Origin of the sequence: Scytonema sp. PCC 10023, from assembly GCF_963920835.1 — a bacterium.
Lineage (GTDB): Bacteria > Cyanobacteriota > Cyanobacteriia > Cyanobacteriales > Nostocaceae > Kalymmatonema.
On record NZ_CAWUDP010000043.1, the window covers coordinates 1 to 22,426 of the forward strand.

The following is a 22,426-nucleotide window of genomic DNA, read 5'->3' on the forward strand; positions in this document are numbered from 1 at the left end:
CAGGTTACGATAATACCTTTAGTTTACGTCCTAACCGCCTTGGCGGTTGCTATATATAATGCAAAGCTGCTAGTTCTGGTTCTTGTTTTAAGCTGTGTTCAATATTGGTAAGAACAGATGTTGTTGTGAGGGCGAAACTAGCTTGGGCATCTTTCACAATCGCTTGCAACCTTGTCATGCGCTGATTGCGGCGTGGTGGATATACGGGAACAGCGGTAACCCCTGCGTACAGACACCCGAAAAAAGCCACAATGAATTCTAGTCCTGGCGGGTATAAAAGCAGCGCTCTTTCTCCAGTAGCTTTCATGCTCTGTAAAAAAGCAGCAAGCGATCGCGCTTTTTGGTCTAATTCTTGATAAGTTAAGCTAACTTCTTGGGTTTCCCCATCTATCAAAAAGGTATATGCCACTTGCCTTGGTTGCTGTAGCGCTCTTTTGCGTAACAGGTCAACTAAAGTCGTTTCACTGAAAGTGGGTACTGAAAATAAATTGTTGTCCATCAACTCTCCTGTCTCGTTATCAGCAAGCATCAGTAAAGTGAGAATATTTGTACAAGAGCGAGCGGGTTTTTCTCGACACTCTTGAATTTGTGTAGATGAGTTAGTCCTAGTGCATACAAATAAAGAGTTTTTCGGCGTTGTTAGTCACAAAAAATTTGTGTAGCTTTCAGGGGTTCGGCAAAAGCTACTCAAAATGCAAAATTTGAGAATTCAGTCCAGAAAAACTGGTAGCCGAGCAGTATATCTTTGGGCAAGAGTCATTTAGCAGCAACAAGAATACTGCTCAACAATCATCTGTATGCAAAGCGAGGAAAAGTCTGGGTAAATTAGCGCCCATCAAATTGCGATTGGTCAATAACACGGTCACCATTGGTTAAAGATGCACACGACAAACCTCACGTTCATTGGAATACTGATACTGTGTTACCAGGATATGTAGTTCTAAGCTTTGTTACATTTCTTAATCTCTTTTATAAGTGTATCAAGCAATTTGTGAAAGCGTTTAAGTTTGATAATAAGATTTTTGCTTGATATTTGCTCTTTACATAAAAAATTTCAATTATTAGACTATAGAAAAGTTTATGAGCTAGATTTTTTAGCTTTTTAAGTTTGAGTACTGCGGCACAGTTACTGAAATAGGAGCATTTCAAATGTGCAAATTGACTGTCATATTAAGTGAAGCAGGAGTACATAAGTCATCAATAGATTCTAGTAAACTTTGTCAGCAAATTATCCCAAGCAAACACAGAACGCTGACATGAGCGCTCATTTACATCAACAATTCAAAAGTTTTGAATTTTGTTTTTATGTAGAATTTACGGGGTTTTGCTGTAAAAGTTAGACTTTGTATACATTATGGTAAAAATTTGCATTATAAATGTACCATTGGTAGCATTTTGTAAGAAACTGGTTTCAAAATCGCCTTGTGAACGATAATCATGCGTCGTTAGTTCTTTCAATCTATGTCTCCAGCCGGATTGACCAAGCCCTACGGGCAAGGCAGAGGGCAGCAATGCTTACAGCAGAAGGGAGAAAAAAGTTTTAAGGCGCAAAGATAAGGGTTTTGAAAATTAAGGGAAGAAAATTTCATACCTCAATTCAGCAACGCCGTTAAATTTTACAAAGGCATGGTCTAATACTTTCTAGAAACCAAAGGCTAAAAAGCCACCATCAACTGCAATACACTGTCCAGTAATGTAAGTAGCTGTTGGCATACACAAAAATGCCACTAAACCTGCGACTTCTTCTGGTGTACCAACTCGCCCCATCGGCGTGCGCGACACGACAGAGTTCAATACATCGGAATTGCTCAACAAAGGTTCAGTTAAAGGGGTGAGAATAAACCAGGGAGCAACAGTGTTTACCCGAATTTGATTTCCTGCCCATTCTACAGCCAAAGAACGGGTCAGTTGTACAAGCGCGGCTTTTGTCATCCCATAAGGTGCGCCTGTGCGAACTGCGCTTAACCCAGCAACAGAACCTATATTAACGATGCTACTGTTGTTTCCAGCTTTCAGCAAAGGGTAAGCCAATCGGCACATTTCAAATATAGAAGTTAAATTGGTTTGAAATATAGACTCATACTCTTGTTCTGTGTATTCCAGCGCCTTTTTGCGAATGTTGGTGCCAACATTGTTGACAAGAATATCTAATTCTCCTAAAGTTTGATTGACTTGTTCAATGATTGCCTGACGACCTTTAGGTGTGGCAACGTCTGCGGCAATTCCATAAGCTTTCCATCCTTGCAATTGCCAGTTTTCAAGCTGCTGCTTCACTGCTTCTGCATTTCGGGCAACAATCATAATCTCAGCACCCAGGGACAGGAATTCTTGGGCGATCGCCAATCCAATCCCCTTAGTTCCTCCCGTAATCAAGGCTTTTCTTCCTGTTAATGTCCAGCGGTTATTGTTCATTCAATTTCTCCTTGTAGATTGCCAGAAGTTAGAAGTTTATGCAGTCATAAGCAGGAGCAATGCAATGCTTGTGAGATCAACAGCTTTAAGAGCGATTGCGCGGAGCGCACTGCGCTCCGCGCAATCGCCTTTTTCCAAATTCCTCTTGCTCATTCTTCTATCATCGTTGCACAAGGATAATCAACCATACCAGTGTCAAGGCGAATAGAATCACATCGGTGGTTATTGGTAAAATTGCTAAATAAGCGCTCAGTGATATTCATGAATTGCCCACCGATGTCGCCTACTATCCCTGGAGTTGTTCGGTTGCGTCCTCACGCTCGTGTTGTCAGCAAGCAGTCAATTTTGTTACACTTAGCGGTGGGGGTTCTCAGTATTGGGTTCATTCCTACCCTAGCTGCTCGTCCTAGCTTGGGTGCAGAACGGTTGACCATCTCTTATGGTCTTGTGGCTCGCTCTATTGCCATTAATTCCCTGGAAACTTATGCCAGAACAGGCAAAATAGACGATGATTTGGCTGCATATGTTCAGTATGCAGGCAAGGATCAACTCAACCTGCTACGGCAATTTTTGCTGACTCCCATTCCCCTAAATGCTGTAGCGGTTTCGCAATTTCTTTACACGCCAATTGGCAAGAGATTGTTAGAAAATTTGGGAGAAGTTGTACAGCAGGGGTCTGGCATTAATGGGTTTTATGCAATTCGAGCATCGCTCATTCTTGCAGCAGCAGACCCACAAGGGTTAACGTTATTAAACGTGCTACGCAAGTTTCCCTCAAGAGCAATTTCGATAGATTTAGCGCGCAGCTTGGAGATTGCAGGATCGTTCCAGAGGCTGGTGAATCAAACTCAACAGGCGATCGCACTGATCAATAAGCAGTCCTCATTGAATGCAGGCACGGCTGTCACATTAAATAATATTTCAGTGACCGACCTGCCACGATCAGGAAACTTTAGTTGGCAAAAGCGAACTATCATACTCAACGATTCCTCTCGCGAACGCATTTTTCCTGCTGACATCTACCTACCAAATGTATCCAGCAGCGTTCGTCCACTCATTGTGATCTCCCACGGACTTGGCTCTGATCGCAACAGTTTTGCTTACCTTGCTGAATACCTCGCTTCTTATGGCTTTGTCGTCGCCGTTCCAGAGCATCCAGGTAGCAACGCCCAACAATTGCAAGCACTCTTGGGAGGTAGGGCGGCAGAAGTCACAAGTCCCAGAGAATTTATTGACCGACCTTTGGACATAAAGTATTTGTTGGATCAACTCAGTAGCCTATCTCAATCCGACCCGACTTACAGGGGGCGCTTGAATTTGGAACAGGTTGGCGTGGTGGGTCAATCTTTTGGTGGTTACACAGCTTTGGCATTAGCAGGAGCAGCAATTGATTTTAAGCAACTTCAAAAAAACTGCCCACCTTCACCAGATGTACTCAATGTTTCGCTGTTGCTTCAGTGCTTAGCTACCGATTTACCGCAATCTAAATATAACCTATCAGATCCACGGGTCAAGGCAGTTATTGCCATTAACCCTGTTGATAGTAGTATTTTAGGGCAAGCCAGCCTCAGCCAAATTAAAATCCCAGTGATGATGGTGGCTGGTAGTGTTGATACCGTTGCTCCGGCTTTTCCAGAACAAATTCAACCGTTTACCTGGTTAACAACCCCAAACAAATATTTAGTATTAATTAATGGCGGAACCCACTTCTCGGTAATTGGGGCATCACCAAATGATGCCGTACCAGTTCCCGAACAGGTGATTGGTCCAAGTCCTGCCTTAGCGCAGCGATATATCAGAGCTTTGAGTCTTCCCTACTTCCAGACGTACGTCGCCAATGAGCAGAGTTACAGTCGCTACTTAAGTGCAGATTACATCAATGCCCTCAGTCAGGAACCGTTACCACTGAGTTTAGTGCAATCTCTCAGCCTTGAAGGTTCTGCCTCAAGTGCAACCCAACAGCCAACTACTATCAGTAAGCTTGAATCTCTGCCTTCATCTAAGGTTTTTCCCTTACCATATCCAAAGCAATTTGTAAATATTAAATTTTAGTAATCCAGGCAGTATCGTTAGCGACAGGTTCAATGAGTCCCAACGGGAGAAAGTGCTCTCAAAGGCTTGCCTTTGATGGCATGAAGCCTCAAGTTACCACACTAATAACGATAATTAGCAAACCCACCAAAATATGTAACACAGAAAAAATGAAGACAACACGCCCCTTTGGTGTTTCAAGATTTATTTCGAGATTTGCAACTCTTAAGCTACCACCCACCCAAGCAATTACACCAATTATTGCAATTACCAGTCCAACAATGGTCAAAATAGAAAAATTTGGCATTTTAACGTGTAAATCGCTTTTGTTTTTACAAACGATTTACTATAAAACGCTTTCAATTTTTCTAACGTCTGCTAAACGAATGAGTCAAGTATGAAATAACTTTACTTATTTTGTAGTTTAGTATAGGCAAATATTAAAGGCTCACAGCTAGAGCTACATACTTGATTTGCCTGTGAGCCATTAAACCAGTACCAGCCGCAGTGAACAGTTATCGGGCGCGTATGGTGGGGGATTTAAAGTTGCCCTCCGGGTATCTCCTTCGGAGACGCTTCGCGAACGCCACTTGCTCTACTTGGGGAAACCCCAAGACCGCAGTGGCTCACCACCAACGCCTACCACCAATTGGTATGGTGTTTCCCCCAAGGATAAACACCTCATTCTTTACTGATAACTGATAACTGATAACTGATAACTGTTAAAATGCTAGCCTTGCTTATCCACTATTGGACGACCTTGGGCATCCACGTCTAGCTCTTCACGTCGAATTGTATCAGTCGCTTCAGCTGTCTCGTGTTCTACAACCTTCTTGACTCGGACTTCTTCGCGCACAACAGCCTCTTTGCGGATATCGGGCGTTTCTTCGTAAAGCTCCACACGAGCAACTTCACCTTCACGGAAGTTGGCTTCGCCTGGATTTACGGGTGTAGCATTTGTGGGAGTTGTACGTTCAATCACCACGCGCTCTTTTTCCACAGGTACTGCAACACGAGCTGTTTCCGTTTCCACGTGTTTGCCGATCGCCACTTCTCCAGTCTTACGGCGCTGTTTGTCAGCAATCAACCGCTCTTCATACAGCTTCAAGGTTTGCCCCTCGCTGTCATTGCTGTCATTAAGGTTATATAACGACGGTTCTTGATCGTAGTTGTAAGTATTGCGATCGTAAGTAGGTTGAGTTAGGTCAGAAATAGCAGCAGTAGCATCAGCAGTACCTGCAGTAGCACTAGCCACAGAACTAGCAGCTATTGGACGGTATGCACCCCGTACCTGCTCTTCGTAGTCAAAATCAACCTTTTCCAAATTATCGTAATTAGGCAGGCTTTCGACTTGCTCTTTGGTCAGATCATTCACATAAATCCGTCTTGCACCATAATCAATGTTGCCAAGACCAACAGGTAGTAAAACTTTCTTGCCAAAAACCCAAAAGCCTGTGTCTACGATGAAATAGCGGAATTTACCTGTCTGCTGATCGACTAAGATATCGTAAACCGAGCCGACTTTATTATCTCCTTGAGCATAAACATCAAAGTTCTTGATGTCATCGAGATCGGAGTGTTCTTCACGATAGTCAGGGTAGAAGTCACCAAGCTTTACAAGTGCCATCTATTTATCTCCTGCATTGCTTCTTCCTTTTTTATATTAAAAATATTCAAAAATTATTCATCTTTCTCTTGAATGATAAGATGTATCAAATGTGTCAAAAAATCTATACCTATTAGGTTAAATTTTGTTTTTAATGCTCTTATAGTATGAAATCAGTATGAAATATTACACTTTTTTCACCAACCAATGGAGAATTCTTGGCGTCTAGATCAAAGCAGCGGCTACCCGACGATTCAGAAGTTCGTTGGGTTATACTCTTAAAAGACAAATAACTACTAAAAGACAAATAACTACTCCCGAACCGCCAGAAGAATATCTATTTTTTAACCGCACGAGGCAAGAGAGGACAGACGAGAGAAGAATTAATTATTATAGGTAATCTTAGACAGGGAAGGGAGTAAAAGACAAATAACGAGACGGCTGCTTTTATAAAGTCTGGGTTTTTTCAATACAAGCTCTAAGCTGTTCAGCAAGAATCTGGATATGGGGTTTTCTCAGCATAGTTAGGTGATTGCCAGGAATATTGTGAATTTCCACTCCTTTAAGAGTGAGATCACCCCAGCCAATAGTTAGATCTTGCTCAGCAATGCTTGACTGAACGCTTGTTCTAAAAAGAGTTATTCGGTGCGGATAGACTTTTGGAACATAGTTGAGAGTTGCTTGGGTATTGGCATGGAAAACACGAAGCATTGGGCGAATTGTTAACTCGCGCAAAATCCGTGATTTCGATTCCTGAGGTATAAAGTGCGAGAATAGATTGGTTTCAATGCGTCGAACAAAGTTATTAAAAATAGGATTAAAAATAGGAAAACGAGAAGTAAAACTGTCAACTTGATTCTTGTTAGAAGCGGTCATGAGATAAAAATAATCCAGGAAAAATGACCATATATATCGCGCCGCTGTAGTGAAAAGAAACCTCAAACTATCGCCAACAGAAGGTTGATTACCCGAAACTGGTGCTGCAGTGTCAAGCAAAGCAAGTAGAGCCACTTCATGCCCGCTTGATTGCAGTTGCTGAGCCATTTCAAAAGCAACCAAACCTCCAAAAGACCAACCTCCTAAAAAATAAGGACCTCTTGGCTGCACTGTACGCAATGCTTCAATGTAGTAAGCAGCCATATCTTCGATACGAGTCAGTGGCGAACTTTCTCCGTCAATTCCCATAGGCTGTAGCCCGTAAAATGGTTGATTTTTACCTAATTGATGAGCTAACTCGTAATAAGGGAAAACAACACCAAAAATGGGATGGACACAGAATAAAGGAGGATTTGAACCACTAGGCTGAATGGCAACCAAGGGAGACCAAGGCAGAGAATCCTTTTCTGAAGATATAAATTTTGCTAAACTTTCAATTGTTGAATTTAAAAATAAAGAAGATAATGGTAATTCACATTTAAATTGCTTGTGAATTTGCTCTACAAGCCGTACAGCTACCAGAGAATTTCCTCCTAAGTCGAAGAAGTTGTCGTGAATACCAACAGATTCAAGGTTAAGAATTTCAGCCCAGATTTTTGCAAGTGTTAACTCGGTTGAGTTACGAGGAGCGACAAACGCTTTATCTAATGAGCGGCTATTTAAACTATAGGGTGTAGGTAAGGCATGGATATCTAGTTTGCCATTAGGTGTTAGTGGCAGAGAATTAACCACTACAAAGGCTCTTGGTACCATGTATTCTGGTAATTTTCCTTTTAAAAAGTTACCTAGTTCAATCGTTGTTACTGCTTGTGTTTGATGAAGAACAATATAAGCCACCAAGTGCTTCTCACCAGATACGTTATCTTGAGCAATAACCACCGTTTCTTGCACACTTTGATGTTGTCTCAGCACCGTTTCAATCTCTTCCAATTCGATGCGGAAACCGCGAATCTTTATCTGATTATCGATGCGAGCGATAAATTCAATATTGCCGTCGCTTCGATAACGAGCTAAATCACCTGTCTTGTAAAGTCGCGTTTTTGGCAGAAACTCGGCTTCTTGTATAAAGCGACTTTCTGTTAATTCAGGACGCTTGAGGTAACCACGCGCCAGTCCTTCACCACTGATATATACTTCGCCAGGAATTCCTATTGGTAAAGGTTGTAAATGCTTATCTAATATATAGATTTGAGTGTTAGCGATAGGGCGACCAATGGGTGGTTTTTCACCAGTAGCGCTAATTTCTGCAACAGTTGACCAAACAGTTGCTTCAGTGGGTCCGTAAGCATTAAAAAATCGGCGACCAGATGCCCAACGTTTGACAATATCTTCGGAACAGGGTTCACCAGCACAGATAATAGTTTGCAGTGCGGGAAGTTCTGCTTTTGGTAGGACTGCTAAAACAGCAGGGGGAAGGGCGACATGAGTAATAGCTTTTTCGCGCAAGAGTTGGATCAAAGGTTGTCCGGGTAGAAGGGATTCTTTGTTTGCTAAATAAAGAGTCGCTCCTGTTCCCAATGTCATGACAATCTCAAAAATTGAGGCATCGAAACTTAATGATGCGAATTGCAGAATCCGGTGGTTCGGTTGTAAGTTGAAAGTTTCAATCTGCGCTTGTATTAAGTTGGATAGTCCTCGGTGTTCGATTAAAACACCTTTAGGTTTTCCTGTTGAGCCAGAGGTGTAGATGATATAAGCTAAATTGTCAGATGTTACGCAGCTCTTTGGGTTTTCTTGGCTTTGTTGTGTAATAGTCTGCCAATCTTGATCTATGCAAATAACACTCAATTCATGTTGTGGATCCCCCGAACCTTTGTTGGATTCCTGAGTGTAGGGGCTGTTCTGTGCCGTGCCCCTACGAAACAAGGAGGATAGTGAAGAATGAGTTAGTAAAATTGATACTTTGGCGTCTTCCAGCATGAAGTTAAGACGCGCTTGAGGATATGTGGGATCTAAAGGCAAGTATGCTCCACCTGCTTTAAGGATGCCCAACACTCCAATGATCATCTCAAAAGAACGCTCTAGGCAAATGCCAACTAAAGTGTCTGGGACGACTCCCAGTTGTTGCAGGTGATGTGCAAGTTGGTTAGCTCGGATATTTAGCTCGTGGTAGGTTAAGTGTTGGTTTTCAAAGACGAGTGCGTTTGCGGAGCATGCGCTAAGCGCGATCGCATCAGGAGTTTGTTCTGTTCGTGCTTCAAACAACTGATGAAAACACTTGTGTGGGTAGTCTCTCCTAGTATTATTCCAATCAATCAATAACTGCTGCCGTTCAGTTGCACTCAGCAAAGGTAAATCTGAAACGCGCTGTTGTGAATCCGTGACAATGCTTTCTAGCAGCGTTTGGAAATGTCCCAGCATCCGGGTGATGGTGGTGTCATCGAATAAATCGGTGCTGTAGATCACTTGTCCTTTGAGACTTTCCAAATCCTGCCACAGGTGGAACTCCAAATCAAGCTTAGCGGTTTTGCTGTCGAACTCGAACAACGACAGCGTTAGCCCAGGTAACTCTAGCGCTTCAATCGGAGTGTTTTGCAGGCTAAACACGACTTGGAACAGCGGATGACGGCTTAAATCTCGCTGCGGATGGAGTTGTTCCACCAGTTTTTCAAAAGGCAAATCCTGATGAGCATAGGCTCCCAAAGTGACTTCTCGTACTCGATTCAACAGTTCCCGAAACGTCGGGTTGCCAGATAAATCAGTTCGCAGGACTAAGCTATTGACAAAAAAACCAATTAACCCTTCTATCTCGCTGCGGTTGCGATTGGCGATCGCTGAACCGACTACAATGTCTTCTTGTTGCGTGTAGCGATAAAGCAACGTTTGGAAGGCTGCTAGCAGAGTCATGAACAATGTAACGCCTTCTTGACGGCTGAGGGCAACTAGCGCTTGACTTAAAGATTGCGGGAGTTCTAGAAATTGTCTTGCTCCTCTGTATGTTGGCACGGGTGGTCTTGGTCGGTCAGTGGGGAGATTTAGCACTGAAATGCCGTCCAATTGCTTTTGCCAGTAAGCTAATTGGGTTTGGAGTACTTCTCCCACAAGCCACTCGCGCTGCCATTGAGCGAAATCTGCATATTGGATGGGTAGTTCTGGTAAGGGTGTAGAGACGTTGCATGCAACGTCTCTACAAGCAAAAGCTGTGTATAATGCCCCCAGTTCTCGAATCAGCACTCCAATCGACCAGCCATCGGCAACAATGTGATGTAGATTGATCAACAGCAGATATTCTGCTTGATCCAGTTGTAGCAGCGTCACTCGCAGTAATGGATCAGTGGTTAGGTTGAAAGGACATTGAGCCTCTGTGGTTACAAGTTGTCGCGCTTGTGTCTCGCATTCTGTTGCTGAAAGATGACGTAGGTCTATTAAGGGAAGGGGTATGGTTAAGGTGGGGGCTATTGCCTGCATTGGTTGCCCTTGCATCAACACAAAAGTGGTGCGTAAGGTTTCGTGGCGGCGTACAATTTCGTTGAATGTCTGCTCTAAGGCGGTTAAGTTGAGGGAACCTGTCAGGCGAAGTGCTGTTGACACATTGTAGAAGGGATTGCCCGATGCCAACTGGTTGAGAAACCACAACCTAGCTTGTGCAAATGATGTAGGGAAGATGAAAACTTCTGTTTCTTCAGCAGCTGGGGAGGAGTTCTCAGAAAAATACTGGCTCATAAGCTGGTGATTCGGGTTTTCTAAGTGTGTTAAAATTTTCTTGTTACTTAGTTATTACAATTGTTATAACTATAATTTATTTAGGTTAGTTAGCGATACGCCTTTAGGCGTCTGCTCTAAGTCCTTACGGACACGCTACGCCAAGGCGTAGCCTGCGCTTTGCGCATACGGGCGATCGCACACCTAATATCAGGTTTAGAGGTAGTATGCATTACAATTTGAAGATTAGAAAGATTGGTAACTCTTTAGGAGCAGTATTTCCTAAAGAGTTACTGCAAAAGTTAAATATTCAAGAAGGGGACAATATTTTTCTCACAGAAACTCCTGATGGAGTTCGGATGACTCCATACGATCCTGAGTTTGAAGCAGCAATGGAGGCTTTTGAGAAAACTCGCAAGAACTACCGAAACGCTCTTCGAGAATTGGCTAAATGAAGGAGCCCCGCTGGGTGAGCGAATCAGCAGTCATAGCCATGCACGAAGAGTTAATTGCAGAGCATGGAGGAGCTACTGCCATAAGAGATTCTGGACTACTTAGCGCTAGTTTAGCTAGAGCTAAGCATTTATTTACTTACAGCGATAGTGCGACTTTGTTTGATTTAGCAGCAGCTTACGCTTATGGTTTAGCAAAGAATCATGCTTTCATCGATGGCAATAAGCGAATTCCTCTTGTTGTCATCGACGTTTTTTTACGTTTAAATGGGTACGAGTTGATTGCACAAGAAGCAGAAGCAGTTATCAAGATAACCAATTTGGCAGCAGGGATAGAGGAGCAAGATTCTATAGCAGCTTGGATTGGAGCAAATTCTCAGGAGTTAGATTTAGAGTAGATGGCGATCGCTAAAGGGGCAGTGTACTTTGGATCGCCTGCACAGCTTGCCCTACCACTATGAAAAAGCAACCTCAAAAGTTTGTCCTCCCACCGTCACTTTATCGCCCGATACTAATTTCCGTCCTCGTCGGGTTTCAATTGTACCATTGACTTTTACCTCACCTTCTTGAATCATTAGCTTGGCTTGCCCACCTGTTGGGGCTATACCCACAAACTTCAAAAACTGGTCAAGTTTAATCGTATTGTCGCTTGTCGTCATAATGAGTGTTGCATACATAAAAACTTAATTTTATGCTTATACAGCGCTTCTCATTTGACTAACTCATTATTTCTTAGCTGTGATACTGGAAGTAACGGCTCAATGATTCCCCATCCGCGCAATGTAAAAAATCGCAAACAAATGCGAATCAATGCCATTGTCACCCATTTGAAATTGTTAATGTTTAAGCAATAACACGGGTATGGTTGGTAGCATTATGACTAAGGCGTTTTGGCAGTGGTTTAACCAAGGTATTGACCTGGCTAACTTGGGAAAGTTTGAAGAAGCGATCGCATCTTTCGACGAAGCACTCAAAATTAAGCCCGCTCAACCTGAAGCTTGGTATGAGCGAGGTACTGCATTAGCTAGTTTAGAAAGGTTTGAAGAGGCAATTTCCTACCTTGATAAATCTATAGAAATAAATCCTAATCATGAATTGGCTTGGAGAAACAAAGCTAATGCATTAGAAAAGTTAGGACGATACGAAGAAGCTTTACAGTCATACGAGCGAGCATTAAAAGTTAATCCTAATTGGCATAATTTTTGGTATTGGCGAGGAATTTGGTTGTGTTTTTATTTTCACAAATATGAAGATGCAATTGAATGTTTTGATAAAGCTATAGAACTTCAGTCGGAAGATTATCTATACTGGCATGGTCGAGGATTCACATTGCTTAAACTAAAAAAATATGATGATGCACTTGTATCATTTGAAAAAGTATTAGAACTAAATCCAAATTATGAGGCTGCTTGGTATTGGCGAGGCTTTACACTAGGTTTTTTGTATAAATATGAAGAAGCAATTCAATCTTTTGAAAAAGCCATTGATCTGAAAAATGATTATTTTGAATCTTGGTATATTCGTGGCTTATATCTACAAGACTTACAAAAATATGAGCAAGCGTTCGCATCTTACGATCAAGCAGTCAAAATTAAACCCGATGACCACGAAGCTTGGTACCACCGAGGTGTTACGCTAGCTGCTTTGGAAGGTTATGAAGAGGCAGTTGCATCTTACAATAAAGTAATCGAAATTAAATCTGATTACGAGGAAGTTTGGTTAAGTCTAGGGATAGCACTGGGTAATTTGGAACGTTACGAAGAAGCAGTTGCATCTTACGACAAAGCAATCGAAATTAACCCCAACTTTCACGAAGCTTGGTACAACAGGGGAATTATCTTGTGCGATAAATTAGGAAGGTATGAAGAAGCCATAGCATCCAACAATGAGGCTTTGAAACTTAAACCAGATTTTCACGAAGCTTGGTACAATCGAGGTATTGCGCTGAATAAATGGGGACAATTTTCTGAAGCGATCGCATCTTTTGAGGAAGTAATCAAATTGAAACCTGATGACCATCGAGCGTGGAATAGTCGGGGTAGTGCGCTGTGTGATTTAGGATGGTACGAGGATGCGATCGCATCTTATGACCAAGCGCTTAAATTTAAACCCGATTACTATACAGCTTGGTACCACCGGGGTGTTGCGCTGGGTTATTTGGGACGGTACGAGGATGCGATCGCATCTTATGACCAAGCACTCAAATTTAAACCTGATTACTATACAGCTTGGAACAACCGGGGTAGTGCGCTGGATAATTTGGGACAGTGTGAGGATGCGATCGCGTCATATGACCAAGTACTCAAATTTAAACCCGATTACTATACCGCTTGGTACAACCGGGGTGTTGCGCTGGTTAATTTAGGACAGCGTGAGGAAGCTGTTGCATCCTATGACAAAGCCCTAGAATTAAAACCTGATGATTACAACACTTGGATTAATAGAGGACTAGCAGTTGCAAACATCGTTGAAACAGGGAAAAATCCAACTGGTTTATTTATTTTACCCGTAATCACTTCCTACCCCGACCTTGCCATCACATTTAAAAATCAAGATTTAAATGAGGGTGGTAGGCAAGGTCAATTTGCGAGCTATGAAGAAGGTTTAAAACATTGTCCTCAAGAAACCCATCTAGAAGGCTGGGGTAAGCTACATCAGGCTATAGGAAATGCCCATTATTTATGGGGATGTAGAGACGATAATCCCTATCCACACTGGCGTAGGGCTTTTAAAAGCTATCAAAACGCCTTAAAAACCTTGACACAGTTTCCCGAAGCACATTTAGAACTTCTGCGAGATTTGATTCGCTGCTTATCAGCTTTGGGACACACTTCTGAGGCTGAGGAACTCCAACGACGCGCTACAGATATCTTACAAAATCTGCTCAAAGATACCCCAAGTCCTGGCAGAAAGCAACAATTAGCCTTACGATTTGTTGGCTTCCAGCAATTAACAGTTGACTTAGCCGTACAATCTGGAAATTGGTGTGCAGCCTTGGAAGTCGCAGAACAAGGTAAAAATGCCTGTTTAAGCTGGCTTTTGTACTCTTTGGGTGATGAGATTTCTTCCCCTAACTATTTGGAAATACAAAAATTACTTAATCCTACAACTGCTATTATTTACTGGCATATCAGTCCGAATGCGCTCAATACTTTTCTTCTCAAACATAATGCACCATCACCCATCGTTCTTTCCCCTCAAATATCAGCAAATTCGCTAGAGGAAAACCAAGCATCAGATGAACAATTGCCAATAACAGTAAAACGAAACCGCGAGTTTGCAGCTTGGGTACAAAACTGGAACAAACAATATGCCAACTATCGCGAGGGTAAGGACAATCAAGAAGCAGGACAAGCAACATGGCGCGATCGCTTGCCGGAAGAACTGGAAGAGTTGGGTAAAATTCTTGACATCAATGCAATTGTAAATGCGATACTTCCGGAGGGAGTGGCTAACGCCAACGCTCCCGACAGTCCAACGTCAACAATCCAAAATCTCATTTTAATTCCTCACCAGGATTTACATCGCTTTCCTCTACATACTCTATTTCCAGAACAATTTACTATTACCTACTTACCGAGTGCCAAGATCGGGCTTTCTCTCCGCGATCAAGTCAATGAGTCAGAAAATATCGATACCAGCAAACAGTTATTAAGTGTAGAAGCACCAGACAGCGCAGATATTATCCAAGAAAAGAAATTTGAAGAGCTTCGCCATGCAGAAATTGAGTCAGCAACAATTAGTCAAATGTTTGCCAATCCTCACCGTTTAGCTGGTAGCGACGCGACAAAAGAAAATGTCGAAAAAGCTCTTGCCTTTGAGTATAAATTTTTTCACTTTACCGGACATGGAACCTATAATTTCTACAATCCCAAAAAATCTGCTCTTGCCTTGAGCAATACACAAAGGCTAACTCTAGAAGACATTCTCCAGCTACCTCTGAGTAACTGCCAGATGGTCAGCCTCTCCGCTTGCGAAACGGCGATTACTGGTAGCCAAACAATTACTACAGAATACGTGGGTTTAGTCAGTGGTTTTATCAGTAAAGGTGTTACGAATGTTGTTAGTACCCTGTGGAGTGTAGAATCTATGTCTAGTGCCCTATTCATGATTGAATTTTACCGCCAACCAGATTGGAATACAGCTCCAGCAGTTGCACTCAAACGTACCCAAATGTGGTTACGTAATGTAACATATAGCGAACTGGTAAATTGGTACAAGCAACGTGCTGAAGAAATAGCAGAAAAAGATTTTATTTGTGCGGAAGATTTACTAGACGAAGCCGCTATCATCGAAGATGACCCCGTTAAAATAAATACAACCATACCTCCCTATGCCCATCCTTATTATTGGGCAAGTTTCATTATTACAGGCAAAATTCACTCTTAAACTCATACAGCTATGCAAGCAGCATATAATATCCGTAAAGAAGCTTTCCTAAGTGCAGTTCAGCAGTTCGATGTATCAACACTGCCACCAGAACTACAACAGGAAATAAATGTATTGTGTAACGCTTTGAACGAGCAAGCCACAGAAGATAGAATTAAGCAGGTTAATAGCTTAGTCGAAAAATGCCAACCACTCAAACAACTATATGATGCTCAAAGGCGAAACTTGAAAACACAAGAAAGCGAACAAGAACGTAGTAAAGGCTTTTCTGTTAAAAACGATAACCCTAAGCCAGAAGAAGTCGGTTCGAGAAATACTAATCCCCCTACCCCACCATCCAGCAATTCAAATTCCCAATCTTCTCCATCCACCCAATCAACAAATAAAAACAGTAAATAATCATGAGTCAAAACCAACCTAACGAACAAACACGAGGCTTTTCCGTTAGTGAAGATAAACCAAAACCTCAAGATTTAAAGCCAACAAATGTCAATCCTCCGACTCCAAAAAAAACACAATGCCAGAATCAGAAAAATTCTTAAATGCTGATTAATAAATAATGACTTCATGAAAGAACTTGTATACCCTACCTTAGATTTATTTCTTTACCAATTCAGAAATGGTTTGGGTGATAGTGATGAGCAAATTAGAGAAAATCACAAATATTTTTGGCAAAACCTACCAGATAAAATCAGGGTAGATTTAGACGAAGAAGAAAAGGGGGAAAACCCAGAGTATATTAAATTACTCGAAGAATTAATCAAAGCGCCTGCAAAACAACAATTTAATATTCATGATAATCACTATTATTTTACAAACACCAGCGATACTTACAAGTTAGAAGGGTATTACTATCCAGTTCGTTTATACGATACTTATGGGCTTATTTTCGATTGTTCAGTTGACGATAGAAATAATCCTCAACCAATAGATGTTTTCAAAAATCTCAAACAACAAGCAGCTATAAAAAATGGTAGTGTCGGAAAAACTTGGATGGTATCCGGTTCGCTGGCTCCAGGAACTAAACCCGACCCGGAAGCGATCGCTAAAGAAACATACAAGATTTTAGAAGGTATTGAATGCCAAAATCTAGAATCAGGAAAATTCCTTGGTGCTACAGTTTTTGAAGTCTGGAAACCACCGCAAAAATGGCAAAATGTCGAGGAGGAAAATATTCATGTTTTGATTATCCTCTATACCAATATGTGGAATATGGAAGTAGCCGCAGAATTTTATGGTGATTGGCTACGATTATTTAATATGCGGAATAAAATTATTTGGGAATACGCATATAGTCGCCAACTTACCACGGAAATCAAAGCAATATTTAAGGCTGTTTCAGAGAATATTAATCGAGTCAACAAGGTTAATTACGGCTTTGCGAATCAAAAAATATCCCCACAAGAATTACAAGATTTGCAAAAAATTTTGAGTCAAAGCATAGCAATACTATCTGATTATGTTAGCAAGCTGAGTTATTTAGAAATGCTTCGTTTAGCAATAGACAATAATTTACAAAACTATCAAAGCTTTATAAAAGATATTGAAAATAAAGCCAAAGAAAAACAGCAAAATGACAGTACATTAGGTGATACTAATTTAAGATGCCTAGAAAATTTTACTAAAACTGTTAAAAATAAATACAAAGTTCAGATACAACAAGACTGTGCCAGCCTCAGCGCTAGTTTAAGAATTATAGAAGACTTAACCAACACCGTGCGCGGAATAATCGAGATAGAACAAACCAAACGCGATCGCTCTTTGGAACAAACCTTTCAAGTATTAGGTACAGCCTTTGGAGGTGGCGCAATAGTCTCTGGTGTTGTCACAGAACATATCGACAAACCCTTCGTTATTAATCCCAATTATCCAGTTCATCCCTTGGTCTCATCTCTATTTTGGAGCTTTTTGACTACCGTATTCTTTGGTGTAGTGGCAAATTGGTGGGTTAATAAGCCTAAACGGAAGAAGAAATAAACAGAATATAGTACTATTTTACACAATATCGGCTTAACTCCCTATTTGCTTTCTTTATTCAACGATGATAACCTCATCCGCCGACTTTCACGAGAAAGCGGCACTAAAGCTGGAGCTTTACTTTCAACATTACTACCTTTCAAACTTTCAACCACCTTAGATAGTTCTGCAATTGTCGGTGCTTCAAATACGCTACGCAAAGGCAACTCCACTTTAAAAGCGTCACGCACTCTAGAGACAAGCTGAGTTGCCAGTAAGGAATGACCTCCCAAGGTAAAGAAATTATCATGAATACCCACACGCTTAACTCCCAAAACCTCAGCCCAAATTCTCACCAGCACTTGTTCAACAGCAGTCTGAGGCGCAACATAACCTCCTGGCAATTGTGGCTGAATTGGATCGAATGCTCTTAAGGCGCGGCGATCCACTTTGCCATTAGGCGTCAAAGGTAGTGACTCCAGCACCACAAAAGCTGAAGGCACCATGTACTCAGGCAGCTTTTCTGCTAAATAAGTCTGCAATTGTGGCACTAACTTACGCGCTGCTTTGGCTTGTAGGGGATTATTGGCGTAAGATTGCCACGGACGCGAGTTAGTGCTATCTGGAAAAATACTTCTTTGGGTTGATGCATCTTGCTTAACAAGAACCACGTCGTAGCGTCCTTCACTATCCGAACCTGACCAGCTAATATCAACGTTGTAGGATAGTTGATTAGCCAGTCCATAAAAATCTTCTGGATCAACTCCTAAATTTTGGAGTTTTTGCAAAGCTTCACGCATCTGACCGACAGTTTTAAAATCTTCAGCGCCTGAGAGCCATTCTGCTGTTTTAACTGCTGCCATAACTCGGGCATTAGGCACATGAGTAATGCCTAACATTTCTGGTTTTTTATCGACTAATATCTGTCGTATTGTTGATACTGTAAGATTCTTTTCAGACCAATCCAGCACTGAATTATTCTCAGGATGACTAACAGTTTCACCGCCAATATGAAGAATAACATTATAACGAAACTGAGTTAATTCATTGTGATAGTGACCCTGCATGAGTTGAATTTGTACATGACTAATTTGGGGAAGCCGCTGCTTTAATGCCGTGAAAAAAGCCGGGTTAATAACTAACTCTGTTTCTTGGAAAATTTGCATTTGTACCTGTTGCTGCAACTCGTGGCGGGTAAGAGAGGGTTCAGCTTGATATAGTTGTACCGATGCATGGAAAGCTTGCAACAGCGGTAAACTTCGGACATCTCCTATGAAGATAAAGCCACCAGGATCAGTAGCCTGAACAGCACCTTCTAATACACGAATAAGATAATTAATACTAGGAAAATATTGTACAACTGAGTTGAGAACCACTGCATCAAAAGCTTGTGCTTCTACTCCCTGAAAATCAGCAGCCATCTTTTCAAACAGCGTTACCTGTTGTAAAGACGCGCCATGGCGCGTCTCTACATTTGCCAACTGCTTTTGAATGTAGTTAAGTGAAGCTGGGGAAAAGTCTGTCCCAGAATATTTAGTGCAGTGAGGCGCAATTCTAAACAGCAATAAACCTGTACCACAACCAATCTCTAGCACTCGGCTGGGTTGTAAAGCCAGAATTTGATCAACTTGGTTATTCACCCACTCGCGCATCTGTTCTGCTGGGATTGGCTGATTTGTATAACTGCTATTCCAGCCGACAATATTGAATGTTGGATCGCAATCAGCAGCAGGTGTATTATAAGTTTCGTTATACAGCATTTGCCATTCCAAAACCTGTTCATCCTGCAATGGCGTCTGTTGGATTTGTTCTTGTTGACTGTTGTCTTCAGCATTGAGCGCCACATAAGCGGCTAACCGCTTTTCCCCTTCATTTTCACGAGTCATGACTACCGTTTGCAGCACTGCTGGATGCTGACTCAGCACCGCTTCAATTTCTCCTAACTCAATGCGGTAGCCCCGAATTTTCACCTGTTCGTCGAGGCGACTTAAAAATTCGATGTTACCATCTTGTCGATAGCGAACTAAATCACCTGTTTTATAAAGACGTGCTTTTGGCTGATTGCTAAAAGGATTAGGAATGAATTTTTTAGCAGTTAAATCAGCAGAGTTTAAATAGCCTCGCGCCAGTCCATCACCAGCAATGTACAGTTCTCCTAGAACGCCGATGGGTACAGGGTGCAAATGTTTATCTAGTATATAAAGCTGTGTGTTGGCAATGGGACGACCAATTGCAGGTGTTATCTGGGCTTGGTTGCTAACAAAAACCTGACCGGAAGTTGTCACAACAGTATTCTCTGTTGGTCCGTAATTATTTATAACTTGAAAATGAGACTCAGCTAAAGGATATTGATGTAGTTTGTCGCCACCTGTGAGTAATATTCGCAAAGCTGCTTGATTCGACCAATTTAATAATAAAAGTTTTTCTGCTAAAGGTGTTGGGACAAAGCTAATTGTTATTCCTTTTGATACTATCCAATTTTGCAATTTTTCAGGAGAAAGCCTAGTTTCCTCATCTGGGAAATAAATACTTGCTCCAGCACTCAGATAAGGCAAAATTTCCCAGCTACAAGCGTCAAAGGCAACTCCGGCAATTTGTGTGACTCGATCAAGCGGTGAAACTGCAAACGTTTTTTGATGCCAAAAGATAAGATTTAATAATGCCCGATGTTCAATTTCAACTCCTTTAGGTTTTCCAGTTGAGCCAGAAGTGTAGATGACATAAGCGAGGTTGTTTGCTGTAATGTTGGTAGTAAAATTATCTTCGCTTTCTTGAGCGATCGCTTCCCAATCTTTATCCAAACAAATCAAAGGTGAATTCTGCGTTTCAAGACGGTTTACCCATCGTTGCTGAGTTAATATAACTGCAACTTGAGCATCTTCAAGCATAAAGCTTAAACGCTCAGAAGGATAAGTGGGATCTAAAGGCACATACGCTGCACCCGCTTTTAGAATCCCCAACATCCCGATGACCATATCAAAAGAGCGCTCTACACAAAGTCCTACCAAAACCTCCTCACCAACGCCCAGTTTTTGTAAATAATGTGCCAGTTGGTTGCTGCGTTTATTTAATTCCTGATAGGTGATTTTTTTCTCTTCAAATACCAGCGCCAATGCATTAGGATTTTGCTCTACCTGAGCTTCAAATAGCTGATGAATGCATCTATCTTGAGGATAATCTACGCGGGTATTGTTCCATTCCACTAGCAACTGATGTCGCTCAGCTTCGCTTAAAAAGGGTAAATCTGCAATTCGTTGTTCTGGATGAGCGACAATACTTTCTAGCAGCGTTTGGAAATGTCCCAGCATCCGGGTAATGGTGCTGTCATCAAATAAATCGGTGCTGTAAATAACAAAACCGCTGATGCCTTCTGAGCTATTTACCCATAACCCATTTTGAGGTGTTCGCTCCCACAGGTGAAACTCCAAATCAAACCGCGTTGTTTCACTATCAAATGGCAAGGGACTAAGAGTTAACCCAGGTAACTCTAGCGCTGACATTGGGGCATTTTGGAGCGCAAACACTACCTGAAACAGGGGATTTTGATTCAAGTTGCGTTCTGGATGCAGTTCTTCCACCAACTTTTCAAAAGGCAAATCTTGGTGAGCATAAGCTTCTAAAGCTACGTCTCGCACTCGACTCAACACTGAGCGAAAAGTTGGGTTCCCTGATAAATCGGTACGCAGTACCAAGCTATTGACAAAAAAACCGATTAACCCTTCTATTTCACTACGGTTGCGGTTGGCAATTGGTGAACCCACAGCAATATCTTCTTGCTGGGTGTAGCGATAAAGTAAAATCTGAAATGCTGCAAGCATTGTCATGAACAAAGTCACCCCTTCCTGCTGCGAGAGAGTTTCTAGCGCTTCGCTCAGACTTTTTGGTAATTGCAGAAATTGCCTTGCACCCCGGTAAGTTGGAAGTGCTGGTCTTGGTCTGTCCGTTGGCAGATTTAGCATCGAAACGCCTTCCAACTGCTTTTGCCAGTAACCAAGTTGCTTTGCCAACACTTCCCCTTGCAGCCATTGACGCTGCCAGTATGCAAAGTCTGCATATTGAATGGGTAGTTCTGGCAGAAGCGTAGAACCAAGGGATGCAACATATCTACAAGCAAAAGCTGTGTAAAGCGCTGCTATTTCCTGAATCAACACCCCGATAGACCACCCATCAGAGACAATATGGTGCATATTCAGCACCAAGATATGTTCTGCTTCATCCAACCGCAGTAGCGTGACTCGCAGCAACGGATCAGCTGATAAATTGAAAGGTCGTTGAGCTTCCTGAGTCATGAGTCGTCGCGCTTCTTTTTCACGTTGATCCCGAGGAGTCGGTGCTACTACGACTTGTGGCAGTTGCTGCAAATCTCTGACTGCTAAGGATACATTTAAAATAGGTGCAATCACCTGAACTGGTTGCCCTTCCACTATGGCAAAAGTGGTACGTAAAGCTTCGTGACGCCGCACAATTTCGTTAAAAGTTTGTTCCAGCGCTGCCAAATGAAGCGAACCTGTGAGACGAAATGCTGCTGGAACGTTATAGAAAGGATTGTTGGGTACTAATTGGTCAAGAAACCACAGCCGCTGTTGAGCAAAGGAGAGGGGGAGATTCCTGTTTCGCGAAATAGGTACGAAGGGTGTAGAAGTGTAGTTATTAGTATAATTAGCTGCTCTTAAAAATTCAATAATTGCTGCTTTGCGCTGTTGAATTTCTGCACGCAATTCTGGTGTGAGGGTTCCTTCAGGGGCGTTACAGCGCAAGCGATCGCCCTCAACAAATACTTGAATATCTAAGCTGCGAAGATAAGATAGAAACTCAATTGTGTTCAAAATTACACCCCTTCGCAACAGTTGTTAGTTGCTCGTTGTCAATTGACCAAGACGTTTTAACACATTCACAATCCCCTACAAATCATTCCTTGGGTTGAAAATGACTGAGAATTGAAGGGCGCAAGCCTGTGGGCGTTTTGCAAATTGGAATGCTCCCATCAGCGCGTTTTGTGCTA

14 protein-coding genes are annotated in these 22,426 nt (G+C 42.0%); 7 read left to right on the forward strand and 7 right to left on the reverse strand.

Translation table 11 applies throughout. From position 1 onward, the window contains the following. Positions 1–49 precede the first annotated feature (49 nt). Positions 50–529, reverse strand: a complete 480-nt coding sequence (locus tag ACM0OZ_RS24390) for an AMP-binding protein (RefSeq protein ID WP_414585407.1) — start codon at positions 527–529, stop codon at positions 50–52. 1,112 nt (positions 530–1,641) lie between these two features. Then, complete coding sequence (locus ACM0OZ_RS24395; protein ID WP_414585408.1) at positions 1,642–2,412, reverse strand: SDR family oxidoreductase; 771 nt, start codon at positions 2,410–2,412, stop codon at positions 1,642–1,644. 261 nt (positions 2,413–2,673) lie between these two features. Between ACM0OZ_RS24395 and ACM0OZ_RS24400 the strand changes: the two genes are divergently transcribed. Then, on the forward strand, positions 2,674–4,464 hold the full coding sequence (locus ACM0OZ_RS24400) for an alpha/beta hydrolase (RefSeq protein WP_414585409.1): 1,791 nt from the start codon (positions 2,674–2,676) through the stop codon (positions 4,462–4,464). 88 nt (positions 4,465–4,552) lie between these two features. Here ACM0OZ_RS24400 and ACM0OZ_RS24405 read toward each other — a convergent pair whose 3' ends face one another. The 3 genes from ACM0OZ_RS24405 to ACM0OZ_RS24415 all read right to left on the reverse strand — a co-directional run bounded on the left by ACM0OZ_RS24405 (position 4,553) and on the right by ACM0OZ_RS24415 (position 10,648). Continuing rightward, positions 4,553–4,750, reverse strand: a complete 198-nt coding sequence (locus tag ACM0OZ_RS24405; protein ID WP_073631619.1) for a hypothetical protein — start codon at positions 4,748–4,750, stop codon at positions 4,553–4,555. Positions 4,751–5,173: 423 nt separating this feature from the next. Then, positions 5,174–6,070: a DUF2382 domain-containing protein gene (locus ACM0OZ_RS24410; RefSeq protein WP_414585410.1), complete on the reverse strand. Its 897-nt coding sequence runs from the start codon at positions 6,068–6,070 to the stop codon at positions 5,174–5,176. Positions 6,071–6,496: 426 nt separating this feature from the next. Beyond that, positions 6,497–10,648: a non-ribosomal peptide synthetase gene (locus ACM0OZ_RS24415; RefSeq protein WP_414585411.1), complete on the reverse strand. Its 4,152-nt coding sequence runs from the start codon at positions 10,646–10,648 to the stop codon at positions 6,497–6,499. A 206-nt stretch (positions 10,649–10,854) separates the two neighbouring features. On the opposite strand from ACM0OZ_RS24415, the gene ACM0OZ_RS24420 reads away from it, so the two are divergent. Both ACM0OZ_RS24420 and ACM0OZ_RS24425 read left to right on the forward strand, forming a co-directional pair. Next, entirely contained in the window at positions 10,855–11,082 is a 228-nt protein-coding gene (locus tag ACM0OZ_RS24420) for an AbrB/MazE/SpoVT family DNA-binding domain-containing protein (RefSeq protein ID WP_414585412.1), read from the forward strand. After that, entirely contained in the window at positions 11,079–11,477 is a 399-nt protein-coding gene (locus ACM0OZ_RS24425; RefSeq protein WP_414585413.1) for a type II toxin-antitoxin system death-on-curing family toxin, read from the forward strand. The genes ACM0OZ_RS24420 and ACM0OZ_RS24425 overlap by 4 nt, the downstream gene beginning before the upstream one ends. Before the next feature lie 57 nt (positions 11,478–11,534). Here ACM0OZ_RS24425 and ACM0OZ_RS24430 read toward each other — a convergent pair whose 3' ends face one another. Continuing rightward, positions 11,535–11,738, reverse strand: coding sequence for an RNA-binding S4 domain-containing protein (locus tag ACM0OZ_RS24430; RefSeq protein ID WP_414585414.1), 204 nt, complete (start codon positions 11,736–11,738; stop codon positions 11,535–11,537). A 217-nt stretch (positions 11,739–11,955) separates the two neighbouring features. Between ACM0OZ_RS24430 and ACM0OZ_RS24435 the strand changes: the two genes are divergently transcribed. The 4 genes from ACM0OZ_RS24435 to ACM0OZ_RS24450 are packed head-to-tail and all read left to right on the forward strand — an operon-like array spanning position 11,956 to position 17,445. Further along, positions 11,956–15,468, forward strand: coding sequence for a tetratricopeptide repeat protein (locus ACM0OZ_RS24435; RefSeq protein WP_414585415.1), 3,513 nt, complete (start codon positions 11,956–11,958; stop codon positions 15,466–15,468). Positions 15,469–15,480: 12 nt separating this feature from the next. Beyond that, positions 15,481–15,867, forward strand: a complete 387-nt coding sequence (locus ACM0OZ_RS24440) for a hypothetical protein (protein WP_414585417.1) — start codon at positions 15,481–15,483, stop codon at positions 15,865–15,867. 2 nt (positions 15,868–15,869) lie between these two features. Then, a complete protein-coding gene (locus ACM0OZ_RS24445; RefSeq protein WP_414585418.1) occupies positions 15,870–16,010 on the forward strand; it encodes a hypothetical protein in 141 nt (46 codons plus the stop codon). 25 nt (positions 16,011–16,035) lie between these two features. Further along, on the forward strand, positions 16,036–17,445 hold the full coding sequence (locus tag ACM0OZ_RS24450; RefSeq protein ID WP_414585419.1) for a hypothetical protein: 1,410 nt from the start codon (positions 16,036–16,038) through the stop codon (positions 17,443–17,445). Between the two features lie 41 nt (positions 17,446–17,486). On the opposite strand, the gene ACM0OZ_RS24455 is transcribed toward ACM0OZ_RS24450, so the two are convergent. Continuing rightward, positions 17,487–22,250, reverse strand: a complete 4,764-nt coding sequence (locus ACM0OZ_RS24455) for an amino acid adenylation domain-containing protein (protein ID WP_414585420.1) — start codon at positions 22,248–22,250, stop codon at positions 17,487–17,489. Positions 22,251–22,426 lie beyond the last annotated feature (176 nt).